We start from the raw sequence: 15,407 nt of genomic DNA, 5'->3' as shown, positions 1-15,407 counted from the left end.
TAATTTTCAAAAAAGTATAGAAGGTGAAAAAATGACAAGCTTTAAGAAAGCAAAACGCATCCAAGCACTGCCTCAGCAATTTTTTGCATCATTGACAGCAAAAGTACAAAAAGTGATAAATGAAGGACACGATGTAATAAATCTGGGGCAAGGAAACCCTGATCAGCCTACCCCTCCACATATTGTAGAAGCCTTAATGGAAGCAGCAAAATCTCCTGGCAATCATAAATATCCTCCTTTCAGAGGATTGGATTCCTTTAAAGAAGCCATAGCAGCTTTTTATAAGCGTGAATATGGAGTGGATATTAACCCAGAAGATGAAGTTGCCGTCTTATTCGGAGGGAAGGCAGGACTCGTGGAGATTCCTCAGTGTCTGCTAAATCCAGGGGATACTGTATTAGTCCCTGATCCCGGATATCCTGATTATTTATCAGGAGTGTCTCTTGCTGATGCGCACATGGTCATGATGCCACTGACAGAAGAAAAAAATTTCCTGCCGGAATATGGTGCAATTTCAGAAGACGATATTAAAAAAGCGAGGCTCATGTTTTTGAACTATCCGAATAACCCTACAGGAGCGGTTGCTTCAAGCTCATTTTTTGAAGAAACTGTATCTTTCGCAAGCGAACATGATATCTGTGTGGTGCATGATTTTGCTTATGGGGCGATCGGCTTTGACGGTCAAAAGCCGATCAGCTTTCTGGAAACAGAAGGGGCTAAGGATGTAGGCATTGAAATATACACGCTGTCCAAAACCTACAATATGGCTGGGTGGAGAGTGGGGTTTGCTGTAGGAAACAAAAGTGTAATAGAAGCAGTCAATATTCTGCAGGATCATTTGTATGTGAGTCTTTTCGGTGCCATTCAGGAGGCTGCGGTGACCGCTTTGCTAGGACCTCAGAAGTGTGTGGAAGAATTGGTTGAGACCTATGAAACAAGAAGGAAAACGTTAATTGGGGGACTGAATAAAATCGGGTGGAGTGTAAAAGCCCCGGCAGGCTCTTTCTTTGCATGGTTAAAGGTTCCTCCAGGCTTTTCATCGATTGAGTTTGCAGATTACCTTCTGGAGAAGGCTAATGTGGTTGTAGCCCCTGGTGTAGGGTTTGGGGAATACGGAGAAGGTTATGTTCGTGTAGGGCTATTGACCAGTAATGAGCGGCTGGAAGAAGCGATCAGCCGAATTGAAAATTTATCCCTTTTCGATAAATAGATTGATAAAAAATGAAAGATGAAGCGTTTTTATGCCGTACCTGAAAATATTCGACACTACTTTACATTGAGTAAGAAAAAAAGTGGTTGCTATTCGTATCACATGGCCAGTCCCCCAGTCTATTAAAGAGAGTGATGAAAGACCTCTCCTTCTGATTCATATACAAACGCTATTCAGAAGTTGGCGATTTTTGTCAAAAAAACAAACTTATCTAGTTATTTTGTCTTGTTTTGCGAATCTATTTACTTTTCTGTTAATAGTTGCGATACTAACTGAGTAACGTTTTTATTAGTAGATTTAACTTAATCGAAACAGAGGCAAATGGATCTTCCAGGGACCAATATATGCGGACACATGCATGGTTCGTCTTATGACTCTCAGTTGGATTTACAGCCTGATCGAGACAAAATGAAAAGGAGTTAGTTTGAAATGGGTCAATATCTTAAAAAGAAGTGGTTACTAGTAAAAATCAATCAAAAACGGGCTGAAATGCTCTCTCTTGGAGAAAGATTGGGGTTGGGAGCCAAGGAAACCATTGATTGCAGTCAGCAATTAGATCGATTATTAAATCAATATCAGGAATGTGATAAAAGCACTCATACTGTTAATATTCAGGAAGTACCATACGAATTGAGTCAGGTAATCAAGAATTTACTGAAAAAGACAGCTTCTTAATCATTTAATCGATTTCCTCTAATTACCTTTATCAGAATTGCAACCTCACAGAATGACCACTAAATACGAAATCATCAATTTGTCGTTATATATAATTACTATTAAATAATCTTCCAATCGAAAACCTTCGTAAAGTCTAATGACTATTTATGGAGGTTTTTTTGATATCTATTTGGAAGATTGACTTTATCTCTTAATCCTAGTATAATATTTTGAAACTGAGATATCTGTTTAAAGGAATGAAGATTATGTATGAAAACCAAGATACAAAACAATCATTGAAGCTGTTTATTGTTCTTTCCCGTGCGTTTAAAGCATTGAACGAAGAGATTAACAAGAATATACAAGAAAATGGTTTAAACCCAACTGAATTTGCTGTATTAGAGCTGCTCTATCATAAAGGGGACCAGCCTCTTCAGCAAATAGGCGGTAAGATATTATTAGCCTCCGGAAGTATCACATACGTTGTGGATAAGCTTGAGCAAAAAGGCTACTTGAAGCGGGTTGCCTGCCCCAAAGATCGGCGCGTTACCTATGCACAAATTTCAGATACAGGCAGAAGCCTAATTGACACGATTTTTCCGAACCATGAAGAGAGGATCCACGAATTGATGTCTGCTCTTTCTCCTGAAGAAAAGAATGAAGTGATAGAGCTTCTTAAGAAACTGGGCCTTTCCATAAAGAACTTATCATATTGATGCATGTAAGAGTCTTCCTTGGAGGCTCTTTTTTCATTTTGTGATAAAGTAACTAAGCTTAAAGGAGATTAAGGATAAGGAGTCGAATACAATATATGGACTTTGAAAAAGGGGGCATATATATGAAGTTTGAACAATTTACATATGAACGGCCAGATCTAAAAAAGATTAAGTATGAATTTAAGCAGGTATTGACAGAGTTTAAACAAGCTGCAACTGCAGATGATCAAGTAACTGCTATGGGAGAATTAAATAAAATACGCCTTTATTTTGATACAATGCTGAACATCTGCTATATCCGTCATTCAATTGACACGAATGATGATTTCTATAAAAGTGAACAGGATTTCTTCGATGAAATCATGCCGGATTTTCAGGGGCTTGTCACTGAATATTATAAAGAACTCCTGAATTCATCCTTTCGAACGGAGTTGGAGCAACGTTGGGGTAAGCAGCTGTTTGCGCTGGCAGAGAGCGAAATCAAAACCTTTTCGCCAGAAGTGGTTAAACTCCTTCAGGAAGAGAATAAACTCTCTTCTCAATACACGAAGTTAATTGCTTCAGCAAAAATATCCTTTCAAGGTGAAGAAAGAACACTTGCTCAAATGGGGCCATTCACTCAGTCTGTGAGCAGGGAAACACGGAAGGATGCTTCACTTGCTTCTGTGCGTTTCTTTGAAGAGAATCAGAGGGAATTAGACAGAATCTTCGATGACCTCGTAAATGTGCGGCATAATATTGCCGTTACATTGGGTTATGAAAATTTCGTTGAACTCGGTTATTATCGCATGACCAGAACTGATTATACTCCGGACATGGTAAAAGTGTTCAGGGAAGGGGTTAAAAATCATGTGGTGCCGCTGGTGCAAAAATTGAAAGAGAGACAATCTGAAAGAATCGGCATCAGCGCCATGAAATTTTATGATGAAGGATTCAAATTCACTTCAGGAAATGCTGTACCTAAAGGAGATCCTCAATTCATCATTGATAATGGTAAAAAAATGTACGAAGAATTGTCTGAGGAAACAAAAGAATTCTTTCACTTTATGATTGACCGCAACCTGATGGACCTGGAGGCGAAAAAAGGGAAAGCCGGCGGAGGGTATTGCACATACATCGCGAATTATGACTCTCCGTTTATCTTTTCCAATTTCAACGGTACTTCAGGAGATATAGATGTCCTGACCCACGAGGCAGGTCATGCTTTTCAAGTATATAGCAGCAGGGGATTTGATATTCCTGAATACCAGTGGCCGACATATGAAGCATGTGAGATCCATTCCATGAGTATGGAGTTTTTCACCTGGCCGTGGATGGAGCTCTTCTTTAAGGAAGACACGGATAAATATAAGTTTTCCCATTTAAGTGATGCCCTTCAATTCCTTCCATATGGAGTCGCAGTAGATGAATTTCAGCATTTTGTATATGAGAACCCTGTGGCAACCCCGTCTGAAAGAAATGCGGCTTGGAGAAAAATCGAAGAAGAGTATCTACCTGGCAGGGATTATGATGGAATCGACTATCTTGAAGCGGGGGGATTCTGGCAGCGTCAGTCCCATATTTATAACTCCCCATTTTATTATATCGATTACACCCTTGCACAAATATGTGCATTCCAATTCTGGGTGAAAATGAATGAAAATCGGGAGGAAGCTTGGGGTGATTATGCGGACCTGTGTAAACTGGGGGGAAGCCTTTCATTTACTGATCTGGCAGCTTCAGCTAAGCTGGAATCCCCTTTTAAAGAAGGCGCAGTCGAAAAGGTGATCGAGCCCATTGCGAAGTGGTTAGATCAGATTGATGATAATAAATTATAAGGATAAAAAGCAGCCGGATATCGGCTGCTTTTTATCTGGACATTGTGTAATAAACTATAGGCATAGGTAATCCGTTTTCGTTGAAAAAGGTAATTTATTGTCTTTTGCTTCTGAATTCTTCTGCTTGTACATAGAGTGAAGTAGAAGAGGTATGAGGTGAGTGAATGAAAAGATTATCAGGGGCATTTCAAATCGCAGCCGTGTATGTCGGAACTGTAATTGGAGCAGGGTTCGCTACAGGAAGGGAAATTGTGGAATTTTTCACCCGGTTTGGGTTTATAGGCTTTATTGCCATCTTATTTAGCGGATATTTATTTATCACAATGGGAACGAGAATTATGCTCAAATCACATGATTTGAAAGCTAAATCATTTGAACAATTTAACGAATATTTATTTGGTAAGTGGTTTTCAAAATTCATGAATATAATGATGATGGTCATGTTGATTGGAGTTTCAGCAGTCATGCTGTCTGGGGCAGGGGCAGTATTCCAAGAACAACTAATGATGCCGAAACAGCTGGGCGTCCTGCTGACAATCTTGCTCGGATTCATCACCATGATGGTCGGGATGAAGGGACTTTTTGCAGTCAACACATTTGTTGTGCCGATTATGATTCTGTTCAACTTATTCTTAATGGCATATTCAGTAACAGATACTCGTTTTTTAGAAGCTTTTTTGACCATTCCTCCTGTGGACGACGGATGGAAATCGGTTATTGCCCCTTTTTCGTATGTAGCGTTTAATTTAGCGATGGCTCAAGCGGTGCTTGTACCGGTAGCAAGTGAAGTGAAGGATCGCCAGATAATAAAATATGGCGGTTATTTAGGCGGATTCTTTCTAACACTTATCCTCATCTCGAGTCATTTGACCCTTGTGATGATACCGGATGTGACGTTGTATGAAATTCCTATGGCTGTCGTCATGAAATCTTTTGTAGCAGGCTTTTATTATCTTTACATTTTGATCATATATGGGGAAATTTTCACTTCTGTCATAGGCGGTGTATTTGGTTTGGAGAAACAGCTTGCGGGCTATTGGAAAGGTCCTCCAATCGCAACATTTATCGGGATCTTTACAGTCATCTATTCCCTGAGCTTTTTTGAATATAGTGAGTTGTTGTCTTATTTGTACCCGTTGTTTGGCTATCTGAGCCTAATGTTCTTGGTGCTGTTATGGATGAAGCATGAGGACAATAAGTAACCGGACTGGATTCCAACTTAATCCTGCGTGAGTAAATCTTCGTTTTTTGCTCATTATATAAGTGTAACCGGTAAAAGGAGGCTGTATGATGACAAAATCTAAGCATGAGAAAGAAAGACAATGGGATGTAAGGAAAAAAGATCAAAAACCTCATGGCAAGGTACCTTCATTCAAAGAATTAACACAGGATGATAAAGAGAAATAAGCGAAACAGGGATGGCTGCTGCCATCCCTCTTCATTTAGCTAGTAAATAGTCATGGGACGGGTATTTTATCTTTTTTTCTTTTCGGCCGATGCATCATCAGTCTTATATTTTTTTGGGAAAAAGGAATTTCGTACTTCGTCGCGGTCCCAATCAGGCATATCGCAGCTTGACGCCAGCTTTTCAAGATAGTGCATCAAATACTGCATATCAAGGTCTTGCAAGCTTTTATAATCTATCCCTTCCAATATGTAGTCCTTAAACGTCCAGACCATTCCCTTAGTGTCTTCCTTATTATTTTCAGCTATCATTCTGAGGGACCTGAGGATTTCAGTGGTCACTGATATATCCTTCTTTCCGTAATGTCTCAGCTGATAAAAACTCTTGTATAAATAATCTACAAATGTGGGCTGTTCCAATATAATGCGGATGGTGTCTTCTTTGTCGGTGATATAGGAGCCTGGAAGCTTGTGTCTGGCTAATTTAGATAAGATGATCCCTATTTCTTCAATGCAATTCTTTGCGGTATTTGGATCGTTTATAGCAGGAGATATGGCTCTCAGCGCGATTTCGACCAACTTTCGTATCCCGAGGTCAATGTCTTCGATCGGTTCCTTGTCAGGACCGAGAATGATGTAATTCAAATATTCTTCTGGCTTGATATCCTTATGAACGGACCAGATCGTCATCGCCGCTGTTCCTTCTAGTAGATATTCTCCAGGTGTTTTTATCATCCGTACAATACAATCATCGCTAATCGCTTTATGGAGCAGACCTTCAATTTCGATGTGCTGCAGATAACCTGATTCCTCACTGTATACGTAACTTGGTTTTGTATCCTTAAACGAAAGGGGATCAAGTCCACGTTGAGATTCGACTTTATCTTTTTTTCTATAAAGTGGGCTGTTCTCTATTTTGTTGTTGGTTTTAATCGTAATATTATGTATCAGCTTGCTGACTTTCACCCAGTTGGAAACATGATGCACAAAATACACAAAAACAAAGAGGCAGATGATCGCCACCATGGCAGCGAATGCAGCAGAAATAAATAGTTCCTGGCCTGACTCATCTTTCAATAGTATGAGAAGGGTGATACAGTACACCACGCCTGCCACGAAAATGGCAAGAACGCGTTGAGTGGGGCGGTCATTGATGAAATTTTGGAGTGTCCTTGGCGAATACTGTGATAAGAATGTAGTCAGGACAACCATGATTGTGGAGAATGTAATGGTCGTCATGGTCATGATGGAGGATGCAATTGTACTGATGATCGTCATGCTCAAGTCGAAGTTGGCAAATAATACTTTAGGCAGCAAAGGATAGTTGTGCTGGCTTAGCCACCAGTCAAAAGAATAGGTTGCAATAGCGAGCACAAGTGAGAGCAGGGAAAAAATAAGAGGCACAAACCAAAAGCTTTTTTGAGCCTTTTTGAGGATATGGACATTCAAATGCATCGTCGATGAGCCACCTTTTAAATAATATGCTATAAGAATATCCTGAACGAAAGAAAAGAAACTATTCATTCTCACTCTAAATGCATGATCCACTCTCCTAAAAACTTTCAAAAATGATGAGCGGCCGGGGACACTCTTCCTTTCAGAACTGATGGGTAAGACAAACTTACCAGATGCAGAAGGTGGAGTTTTACCGGCCGTAACTATTATGTAGGGTATTAAGTTTATTGTTCAATAATTTTATAGTTCTTGTGATTCACGACGGTCTTTTCCTCAAGTTCGAGTTCCCTGTAATTTTTCATGTAAGTGAGATCGACAATTACAGAATTCTCATTTACTTTTTCTACAATCCCTTTTAGTCCTTCTTTGAATTCGATTACATTTCCGATTTCTGCTTTTTTCATTCGAGGTCGCTCCTTTTTTACCAAAATTCTACAAACAATTACTAATATTTTGACTTAAACAAACGAAAAGGTAAAGAGTTTTCTAACAATTTAATAAAAAAACTAATACTTGTAGTTTTTTTATAGTCAAATAAAATGGTAGTAGACAATCTTTTGGGGAGGATACTTACATGATGGAAAGTGATGTATTGCAGCTAGTGAATGCATTAAGGAATAAAGAAGTAGAGGAGATACGAATTGAAAAAGAGGATTTTCTTTCATTCAGAGCGGTTCTGGTCAAACAACCAGACTTCAAACGTTTCAGAGGGATTGCCGAGCATGGCGGCAATACACGTTATCAATTTCTCGATACTCCCAGAAGCTGAGAGGGATTGGTGTGGGGGTAAGGTGAAATTGTAATCATTATGATGAAAAGGTAAGTTTGGTTAGCTCAGGTAAGCATTACCGGGTGAATTCCTTCACGAGCCTTGTTAATGTATAGGGTGAACACCGTAAAGGGGGAATTCAAGATGAGAAAAAAACTACTTTCAGGATTAGCAGCATTTGGCATGCTTGCTTTTTCTACTTCCGCCGCAGCTGCAGAAGGCACCCATACAGTTAAAAAGGGTGAGTCGCTGTGGGAAATCGGTAAAGAAAAATCAGTTCCTGTTCTTCAATTGATGGAAGCAAACGGTTTAAAATCACATGAGATTCATCCCGGGCAATCTATTAGCCTTCCTGAAACCGATATTTCTGAGGAAGAAAAAGAACTGCTTGCCAAGCTTGTCCATGCAGAAGCAGAAGGTGAGCCATATGCAGGCAAGGTAGCTGTCGCTACGGTTGTGCTGAACAGAGTCGATTCAAATGAGTTTCCTGATTCTATAAAAGATGTAATTTATGAAGTTGCAGAAGGGCATTATGCGTTTTCTCCTGTTCAGAATGGAGAAATCAACAATATACCATCTGAAGAATCCAGAAATGCTGTAGATGAAGCATTGGCGTTTAGAGGTCAAGGTCAGGGTTCCCTGTTCTTCTATAATCCGGATACATCAAGCAGTTCTTGGATTACATCCACTGATACGTTATTGACGATCGGGAACCACGTGTTTGCAAAATAATAGTAGTAATCTTAATAAAGTTTAGTTTTGTGAGGATTAACCTATCCATTTTATGAATGGCAGGTTAATCCTTTTTTGCATTTGGCTATTTTTGTTGTTCCCCGATCCTGTTTTTGAATCTGCCATAAAAGGGTAGTCTATTACTAACCTGGAAGGAGAGATGGTTATGGCTAAGCGAATTGTATGTATTACAGGGGGAGCAAATGGAATTGGAAAGTCTTTGGTGGAACGATTTGCAGTGCAAGGTGATTTTGTCCATTTCTTTGACAGAGATCGTGAAGGCGGGGAAAAGCTGGAGAAGGAATTGCTTAATAGTGGTTACGACGCTGAGTTTCATGAGATAGATATCGCTTCTTATGAACAAATCAAAAGTGGTTTTCGGACCATCCGAAATAAACATGAATCTCTTGATGTCCTTATAAATAATGCGGGAATCTCAAAATTCATATCTTTCTGGGATATGACTCCGGAGGAATGGAATACAATTATTTCGACGAACCTCAGCAGTGTTTTTTATTGTTCGAGAGAAGCGGCGGAACTCATGAAGGATGAGGGTGGATCGATCATCAATATCGCCTCTACAAGAGCACTGATGTCTGAGGCGTATACGGAAGCTTATTCAGCTTCCAAAGGAGGCATCACCAGCTTAACGCATTCACTTGCGATTACACTGGGGGAATACAGAATCCGCGTCAACTCCATCAGCCCAGGTTGGATTGAAACAGGCGATTACTCATCCTTAAGGGAAATTGACCATAGTCAACATCCATCTAAGCGAGTTGGCAAGCCGGAAGATATAGCAAGAGCCTGCCAGTTTTTAGCTCATCCGCATAACGATTTCATAACCGGGGAAAATCTTGTGATTGATGGGGGCATGACGAGAAAAATGATTTACGAGCATTGATAATAACAACTCATTACCCCTTTTTTAATATTGCGATACTTGCAGTTCCGACTAATAGTATAAAGACTAAACATGTTAACATGCTATTCACCCTCTATTCCTTTTAGTAAAGTATACAAAGGGAATGTGGAAGAAAAATAAGATTTTTGCTAAATTATTGTAAATTTCTGATTTTATAATAGATTGTTTCTTTTGAAGTAAGAGGAGAAATGTTAAATAAATTTGATCAGATTCCAATCACGCAATAAACTGCATGTTTGACGATGGAACTTAAATAAGATAAGCCAGACTCGTTTAAGGGTCTGGCTTATCCTCGTTTGTCATCTTCCGTGTTCGTTTACATACTCTTTTAGTTCTTTGATGATGATTTTCTTTGTTTTTTCATCTTCCAATGCTTCGATACCATAGACGTATTGACCGATGTCTATTCTTTTCCACACTGGCTTACCGAGCATCGTGATCAAAGATTGATTTAATTTGAAATGAAGATCCAGAAGGTAAGTGCCATATTCTACCGGCAAATCAAGTCCTGTTTTCATTCTTGCGCCATTAGGGCTCAGGTCGATCAGCAGCGCATCTGACTGTTTAGTCTCGACTAATTCTCCGTTTTTTTCAATAATCAGCCTGTAAGTTGCATTTATAGGTTCATTAAATGTATAGCGAAAGGATTCATGACGTTTGTATTGCATACCCATCACCTATTTTTTAGTATATACCTATCATACTTCAAGATGAAATTCTCTTACAAGAACCTATGAAAATAAATATCTATTATGAGAATATTTGCTAAATTTTTACTATTTCATTATAATTAGAGCTTAGAAAGTGGGGATAAGAATGACGTGTTTAACAGATATAAAAAGAGAAATGAATAAGGTATTGGTAGGAAAAGACATAGAAATAGATTTACTTTTGATCGCGTTACTTCAGGAAGGACATGTACTACTTGAAAGTGTTCCCGGGACAGGCAAAACATTACTTGCAAAAACATTCTCCCAGTGTATAAAGGGGAATTTTAAACGAATTCAATTCACACCAGACGTCTTGCCAAGCGATGTGACCGGAATCCAGTTTTTCAATCCTAAAACTCAAGAATTTGAACTTCGAACAGGGCCAGTCGTTGCGAATGTTTTACTGGCTGACGAAATTAACCGTGCAACTCCGAGAACGCAGGCCAGTTTACTTGAAGTGATGGAAGAAAAACAAATTACGATTGATGGGGAAACAGTACAATTAAGTCCGCCTTTCATCGTAGTTGCCACTCAAAATCCGATTGAATCACAGCAAGGAACGTTTCCACTGCCCGCAGCGCAGCTGGATCGCTTTTTATTGAAAATTCCTTTTACATATCCTGAATTTGAGGAAGAAAGAATGATCCTTAACCGCTTTAAATCTGAACAGCCTTTGGATGAAGTGAGAGCCGTCATGAGTTTACAGGAAGTAGAGGCTTTGACAAGAGAGGTAAAGGATGTACATGTCTCAGTTGATATAGAGTCATATATCCTCCAAATGACGAGGGGCACAAGGAAGCATGAGTTGATTGAAGTAGGTGCCAGTCCGCGGGCAAGTCTGGCACTCCTTAAAGCAGCACAGGGCCGGGCTTTCATTGAAGGGAGAGATTTTGTCAGACCGGAAGATGTTTTACATGTAGCCCCTTATGTCCTCCAGCACAGAATCCAATTAACTGCGGAAGCTTCGCTGACTAAGTCCGAGGAAGAAGTCATAGCAGGACTGATTGATTCAATCATTCTTCCTGTTGAAACGAGGTAACGCTTGTGACTTGGAAGCGTGAAGTAATCGAGGAAGGGCCATATAACGCACTAAGTGAAGTTCTTTTAATCATACTGACAGCAACAAGCTTATTCTTTCAGTTCTATCATGGCGGCGGGATATTTTTGCTCTGTATCGCTTATTTCAGAATACATAAATGGTATCTTGAAAATATCGGAAAGGGTTTGGAAGTAAAGCAGCCGCCAAAGCGGGTACGTCTTCACACTGAAGAAAAAGGGAACTGGGATATCCATCTTGACAATGAAGGAATGCCGTTGTGGGGGGCTGTTTTGAGACTCACTTTCAAGGACATCGTAGAACCTGCAGATCCCCCTTTTGAAACATATCACGGTGGGAACATCGAGGTGTCGATCCCCTTCTCAATGGGTAGAAGGGAAAGTGGAAAAATCTCTCTTCCGATTGTTGGTAATAGAAGGGGGCTCTGCCGTTTGACGAAAGTGCAGATTCTCATTCCACATTTATTCGGGAGCGGTAAAGTGCTTATGGATTTAGTGGAACCGGTTAAATCTACAATCATGGTATTTCCATCCCCCGCCCCTGTCTTGCTTGAAAATAACCATGACTCTCATGACATCGGTGAGGTGCCTGCACTGCATTCGTTATTTTACGATGTATTTCAGCCGATAGGCACGAGGGAATATGTGCCTGGTGACAGGTTTCAGGACATCCATTGGAAAGCAAGTGCAAGGACGCAAGCTTTGCAGACGAAAGTCTTTGCACCCGCTGTGAAGAAAGAGTGGATGATAGCCGTAAACCTTTCAGAAAAGTATTCAATTACGAGGGACCTGGAAAAAATCATTAAACATACTGCCTATTTAATGCATCTTGCTGTAGAACAGCAGATTTCATTTTCACTTGTAGTGAATATCAGGAGTCAGGGAATCACACCGTTTTATTACTTACCTTCGGGTACAGGCAGGAAACATCAGCAAAAAGCCCTTGAAATGCTTTCGGCATTATCTACTGATGATGCGACCATTCCGTTTCATATTGTACTGCAGCATCTTTCCATTCGTCAGCTTGTGCCCTCTGTATTGATTACTGCAGGTATACTTTCGGTGGAAAGCGAGAGTAGATTAAGTAAAATTAAAGCTGGGCACAAGGAAATTTATTCAATGCATATTGAAGATAAACAAGGAGTCGTCACGTTATGGAAACAAAGATCGAAAATTCCTTCTTGACCAGCAGGCAGCAGCATCTTTTGCTGAAATTAGCTTTATTATTTGGGGTGGATCTTCTATTTGTGATGATTTTTATAACCTTCCTGTTCGAAAAAGAAATCATCCTGACCCGGTATGCCCCGTTTATGGCAGTAGTGTTTCTCTTCTTGTACCCGGCAATGACAATGTGGATTAAGAAGAAAGGCATTCATTCATTGATGCTGTTTGCAGTCTTTCTGATTATAGCCGCAGCAGGTTTCTTTCTTTTTACAATTTCACTTTGGATGGTGGTGTTTATCCTATTATTTCTTCATTGGAGAATAGGCTTATATTTTCAAAGTGAAGATGATCAAATCGAGGTGTCAAGCTCGATTGTGTTTGGATTTCTATGTCTGTCTGCCTTTTCGCTTATCATAGGAAATGCAAGGGATTTGGGGAATGGCATGATCATATTGATCCTTATCATTCTATTATTTTCCCTCGTTTCAACCCTCACCAGCTTCCAGAGGATGTTGAAGGGCGGTACCGGGAAAGGGAATGATAATAAAAGGAATTTGATTAAACCCTTCGGCGTATTACTCATTGTGTTAGCGGCAGGCGGTATTTTGTCTATTTTCAGTACTTATGCGAGAAGCGGCTTTTACTGGATTTTGAATATAGTTTTCTGGCTCTTTTCTTTCCTTGTTAATCCTTTATTCGCTTTATTAGTGAAGGTGAGGGATTGGATCATGAGTAAGATTTCGAGGGATACGCTCTCTGGTTTTGGGTTTAAGTTGCCTGAAGGAAAAATGGACGAGACACAACAAGAGGCTTTTTATGAGGGAATGTCCTATCCCTGGCTGAATGAAATATTGATTGGCATCTTTATCCTGGCCGTCATCATCTATCTCATTAAAAAGAGGAAAATAGCGTATGAAGTAGAAACCGGTGGACAACTGGCCCCTCTATTGACCAAATCGAAAAAGGGAAAACTTCAACAAAAGGAAAGCTCTGAACCAATCCATTATACAGAAGCAGAAAACGCCATCCGGCAAGCGGTGAAAGAGTTGGAAAAAGAAGCAGCTGCCCGGCAAATAGGCAGGAAGAACAATGAAAACATCCGCAGCTGGTTTTCCAGAATGGGAATAAACGAAGATGAAAGTTTCTTTAAACTATACGAAACAGTCAGATATGGAACTAATATTCCGGATGAAAAAGAAGTATCCCTCTTTGCACAAAGTGTAAAACAGCACATTTCTATTTTGAAAGATAGAGAAGTTGAAAAATAAACTGATGCGGGCTGATATTGAATTTAGCAGGCATCAGCTTTTTTATTTCGATTCAAGATAGGGTAAGATAACAGTGAATAACGGAAAGAGAGGTGCAGATCATGTTATTTACCATCAAAGGCCTGCTCTACAAAGATATACTGGAAATTGAAGCGATGGACATTCTTGAAAAGAAGAATACGTGTATCATCGGAGAAAGTGGTGCGGGTAAATCCACCCTCTTGAAAATGCTCAATAAAATGTACATACCTGACAGAGGCACGATTCACTATAAGGGAAATTCAATCAAAGATATGGACCCGGTAGGTCTGCGAAGGGAAGTGGTGATGATTTCTCAGACCCCTTTGCTTTTTGGTGACACGATAGAAGAAAATCTTCAAAAAGGCCTGCTCTTTTCTGAAAAGCAAACAGCAAGCCGTGAGGAACTGAATAGAACTCTTAATATAGTGAAACTGAACAAGGATCTGGATACAGATGCAAAAGATTTATCCGGCGGCGAGAAGCAGCGCTTGTCTCTCGGGAGGGTCCTTCTGATGAAGCCTGCAGTATATCTGCTGGATGAGCCGACTTCCGCTTTAGATGAAGAAACTGAATTAGAAGTGATGAAGAGCTTTATTGAAGCAGCGGGGAATCATGGAGGAACAGTGATCATGGTGACTCATTCAATGAACGTGGCGGAGCAGTATGGTGACGAAATAATAAGGATATCTAAAAGGTAGGGAGCGATTAACAGGTGGAAAAAGGAATCATCAATATCGAGCTTTGGAGATTCGTTGCAGCCTATGCATTCATCCTGCTCTTGTTGATCATCGTAAAACTAAGAGGGATTTCGCGGGAAAAGCAAATCATCATTGCGTCGTTGAGGATGACAATCCAATTGATCGTTGCAGGATACATCCTGACTTATATTTTTGACAACCCGAGTCCGTGGCTGACGCTGTTGATCATCTTAGTAATGGAGGTCTTCGCAATACGGAATGTCTTTAGGCAGGTGAAACACGAGTTAAGTAAACAGCTTAAAGCCACGGTCAGTATTGCGATGGGGGTTGGGACACTGGGCTGCCTGTTTTATTTCAATATCATAGTCATTCACTTCACCCCCTGGTACGAGCCGCGTTATTTCATTCCGATAGCAGGGATGATCGTGGGAAATTCGATGACCGGCATCACATTGGGGCTCAATACGCTCCTTGGCGGGCTGAAAGATCAAAGAGAAGTAGTGGAAGGGGCATTGATGCTTGGGGCTACACCAAAAGCAGCATCCAAGAAATATGTTGATAATGCTTTCGACTCGGCCATCCTTCCCACCCTGAATAATATGATCGGCATGGGGATCATTTTCCTGCCGGGAATGATGACCGGCCAGATTCTTTCTGGTGTAAGTCCTTTGGTGGCAATTGAGTATCAAATCGCCATTTTGCTCGGAATCGTGGGAAGTGTGGCGTTAACGGTGATTCTGTTCATTTACTTAGGCTATAAGTTCCTCTTCACTAAGCATTCCCAATTGAATATTTAAGGTGAAGC

At 40.3% G+C, this 15,407-nt stretch carries 17 protein-coding genes; 14 read left to right on the top strand and 3 right to left on the bottom strand.

Annotated elements, in window-relative coordinates; translation table 11 throughout:
* Positions 1-31: 31 nt before the first annotated feature.
* From ACXAFV_RS19015 to ACXAFV_RS18990, 6 genes are all read left to right on the top strand, one after another.
* Positions 32-1,210, top strand: a complete 1,179-nt coding sequence (locus ACXAFV_RS19015) for an aminotransferase class I/II-fold pyridoxal phosphate-dependent enzyme (protein ID WP_475128775.1) — start codon at positions 32-34, stop codon at positions 1,208-1,210.
* A 429-nt stretch (positions 1,211-1,639) separates the two neighbouring features.
* Positions 1,640-1,885 carry an aspartyl-phosphate phosphatase Spo0E family protein gene (locus ACXAFV_RS19010; protein ID WP_475128773.1) on the top strand — a complete coding sequence of 82 codons (246 nt, stop codon included), beginning with the start codon at positions 1,640-1,642 and terminating at the stop codon, positions 1,883-1,885.
* A gap of 248 nt (positions 1,886-2,133) precedes the next feature.
* Positions 2,134-2,583, top strand: a complete 450-nt coding sequence (locus ACXAFV_RS19005; protein ID WP_475128772.1) for a MarR family winged helix-turn-helix transcriptional regulator — start codon at positions 2,134-2,136, stop codon at positions 2,581-2,583.
* Positions 2,584-2,705: 122 nt separating this feature from the next.
* Entirely contained in the window at positions 2,706-4,400 is a 1,695-nt protein-coding gene (locus ACXAFV_RS19000; protein WP_475128771.1) for a M3 family oligoendopeptidase, read from the top strand.
* 164 nt (positions 4,401-4,564) lie between these two features.
* Positions 4,565-5,602: a YkvI family membrane protein gene (locus ACXAFV_RS18995; protein WP_475128770.1), complete on the top strand. Its 1,038-nt coding sequence runs from the start codon at positions 4,565-4,567 to the stop codon at positions 5,600-5,602.
* Positions 5,603-5,690: 88 nt separating this feature from the next.
* Positions 5,691-5,807 (top strand): DUF6254 family protein, encoded by a 117-nt coding sequence (locus ACXAFV_RS18990; RefSeq protein ID WP_475128769.1) that lies wholly within the window; start codon positions 5,691-5,693, stop codon positions 5,805-5,807.
* A gap of 66 nt (positions 5,808-5,873) precedes the next feature.
* On the opposite strand, the gene ACXAFV_RS18985 is transcribed toward ACXAFV_RS18990, so the two are convergent.
* Positions 5,874-7,259: a DUF2254 domain-containing protein gene (locus ACXAFV_RS18985; RefSeq protein ID WP_475128768.1), complete on the bottom strand. Its 1,386-nt coding sequence runs from the start codon at positions 7,257-7,259 to the stop codon at positions 5,874-5,876.
* A 224-nt stretch (positions 7,260-7,483) separates the two neighbouring features.
* The gene (locus ACXAFV_RS18980; protein WP_172248350.1) at positions 7,484-7,663 is read right to left on the bottom strand and encodes a YkvS family protein; all 180 of its coding nucleotides are present in this window, start codon (positions 7,661-7,663) and stop codon (positions 7,484-7,486) included.
* Positions 7,664-7,833: 170 nt separating this feature from the next.
* Between ACXAFV_RS18980 and ACXAFV_RS18975 the strand changes: the two genes are divergently transcribed.
* From ACXAFV_RS18975 to ACXAFV_RS18965, 3 genes are all read left to right on the top strand, one after another.
* Entirely contained in the window at positions 7,834-8,028 is a 195-nt protein-coding gene (locus tag ACXAFV_RS18975) for a hypothetical protein (protein WP_475128766.1), read from the top strand.
* Positions 8,029-8,172: 144 nt separating this feature from the next.
* Positions 8,173-8,760: a cell wall hydrolase gene (locus ACXAFV_RS18970; protein ID WP_475128765.1), complete on the top strand. Its 588-nt coding sequence runs from the start codon at positions 8,173-8,175 to the stop codon at positions 8,758-8,760.
* 160 nt (positions 8,761-8,920) lie between these two features.
* Entirely contained in the window at positions 8,921-9,664 is a 744-nt protein-coding gene (locus ACXAFV_RS18965; RefSeq protein WP_475128764.1) for an SDR family NAD(P)-dependent oxidoreductase, read from the top strand.
* 320 nt (positions 9,665-9,984) lie between these two features.
* Here ACXAFV_RS18965 and ACXAFV_RS18960 read toward each other — a convergent pair whose 3' ends face one another.
* Positions 9,985-10,353, bottom strand: coding sequence for a PilZ domain-containing protein (locus tag ACXAFV_RS18960; protein ID WP_475128762.1), 369 nt, complete (start codon positions 10,351-10,353; stop codon positions 9,985-9,987).
* A gap of 148 nt (positions 10,354-10,501) precedes the next feature.
* Between ACXAFV_RS18960 and ACXAFV_RS18955 the strand changes: the two genes are divergently transcribed.
* From ACXAFV_RS18955 to ACXAFV_RS18935, 5 genes are all read left to right on the top strand, one after another.
* Positions 10,502-11,434 (top strand): AAA family ATPase, encoded by a 933-nt coding sequence (locus ACXAFV_RS18955; protein WP_475128760.1) that lies wholly within the window; start codon positions 10,502-10,504, stop codon positions 11,432-11,434.
* Positions 11,435-11,439: 5 nt separating this feature from the next.
* Entirely contained in the window at positions 11,440-12,636 is a 1,197-nt protein-coding gene (locus ACXAFV_RS18950) for a DUF58 domain-containing protein (RefSeq protein ID WP_475128758.1), read from the top strand.
* Positions 12,606-13,883, top strand: a complete 1,278-nt coding sequence (locus tag ACXAFV_RS18945) for a hypothetical protein (RefSeq protein ID WP_475128757.1) — start codon at positions 12,606-12,608, stop codon at positions 13,881-13,883. The genes ACXAFV_RS18950 and ACXAFV_RS18945 overlap by 31 nt, the downstream gene beginning before the upstream one ends.
* Before the next feature lie 101 nt (positions 13,884-13,984).
* Positions 13,985-14,602, top strand: a complete 618-nt coding sequence (locus tag ACXAFV_RS18940; protein ID WP_475128755.1) for an ABC transporter ATP-binding protein — start codon at positions 13,985-13,987, stop codon at positions 14,600-14,602.
* A gap of 14 nt (positions 14,603-14,616) precedes the next feature.
* Entirely contained in the window at positions 14,617-15,399 is a 783-nt protein-coding gene (locus ACXAFV_RS18935) for an ABC transporter permease (RefSeq protein ID WP_475128754.1), read from the top strand.
* The last annotated feature ends 8 nt before the right edge of the window (positions 15,400-15,407 follow it).

This window comes from Rossellomorea sp. ABR4_012, assembly GCF_056159545.1.
The sequence above is the reverse complement of the archived record's forward strand: the minus strand, read 5'-3'. Positions and strand labels throughout refer to the sequence as shown.

Bases quoted from the DNA above. Each gene is read 5' to 3' on its own strand.
- ACXAFV_RS19015 (WP_475128775.1), top strand. From the start codon at position 32: ATGACAAGCTTTAAGAAAGCAAAACGCATCCAAGCACTGCCTCAGCAA.
- ACXAFV_RS19010 (WP_475128773.1), top strand. From the start codon at position 1,640: ATGGGTCAATATCTTAAAAAGAAGTGGTTACTAGTAAAAATCAATCAA.
- ACXAFV_RS19005 (WP_475128772.1), top strand. From the start codon at position 2,134: ATGTATGAAAACCAAGATACAAAACAATCATTGAAGCTGTTTATTGTT.
- ACXAFV_RS19000 (WP_475128771.1), top strand. From the start codon at position 2,706: ATGAAGTTTGAACAATTTACATATGAACGGCCAGATCTAAAAAAGATT.
- ACXAFV_RS18995 (WP_475128770.1), top strand. From the start codon at position 4,565: ATGAAAAGATTATCAGGGGCATTTCAAATCGCAGCCGTGTATGTCGGA.
- ACXAFV_RS18990 (WP_475128769.1), top strand. From the start codon at position 5,691: ATGACAAAATCTAAGCATGAGAAAGAAAGACAATGGGATGTAAGGAAA.
- ACXAFV_RS18985 (WP_475128768.1), bottom strand. From the start codon at position 7,259: ATGCATTTGAATGTCCATATCCTCAAAAAGGCTCAAAAAAGCTTTTGG.
- ACXAFV_RS18980 (WP_172248350.1), bottom strand. From the start codon at position 7,663: ATGAAAAAAGCAGAAATCGGAAATGTAATCGAATTCAAAGAAGGACTA.
- ACXAFV_RS18975 (WP_475128766.1), top strand. From the start codon at position 7,834: ATGATGGAAAGTGATGTATTGCAGCTAGTGAATGCATTAAGGAATAAA.
- ACXAFV_RS18970 (WP_475128765.1), top strand. From the start codon at position 8,173: ATGAGAAAAAAACTACTTTCAGGATTAGCAGCATTTGGCATGCTTGCT.
- ACXAFV_RS18965 (WP_475128764.1), top strand. From the start codon at position 8,921: ATGGTTATGGCTAAGCGAATTGTATGTATTACAGGGGGAGCAAATGGA.
- ACXAFV_RS18960 (WP_475128762.1), bottom strand. From the start codon at position 10,353: ATGCAATACAAACGTCATGAATCCTTTCGCTATACATTTAATGAACCT.
- ACXAFV_RS18955 (WP_475128760.1), top strand. From the start codon at position 10,502: ATGACGTGTTTAACAGATATAAAAAGAGAAATGAATAAGGTATTGGTA.
- ACXAFV_RS18945 (WP_475128757.1), top strand. From the start codon at position 12,606: ATGGAAACAAAGATCGAAAATTCCTTCTTGACCAGCAGGCAGCAGCAT.
- ACXAFV_RS18940 (WP_475128755.1), top strand. From the start codon at position 13,985: ATGTTATTTACCATCAAAGGCCTGCTCTACAAAGATATACTGGAAATT.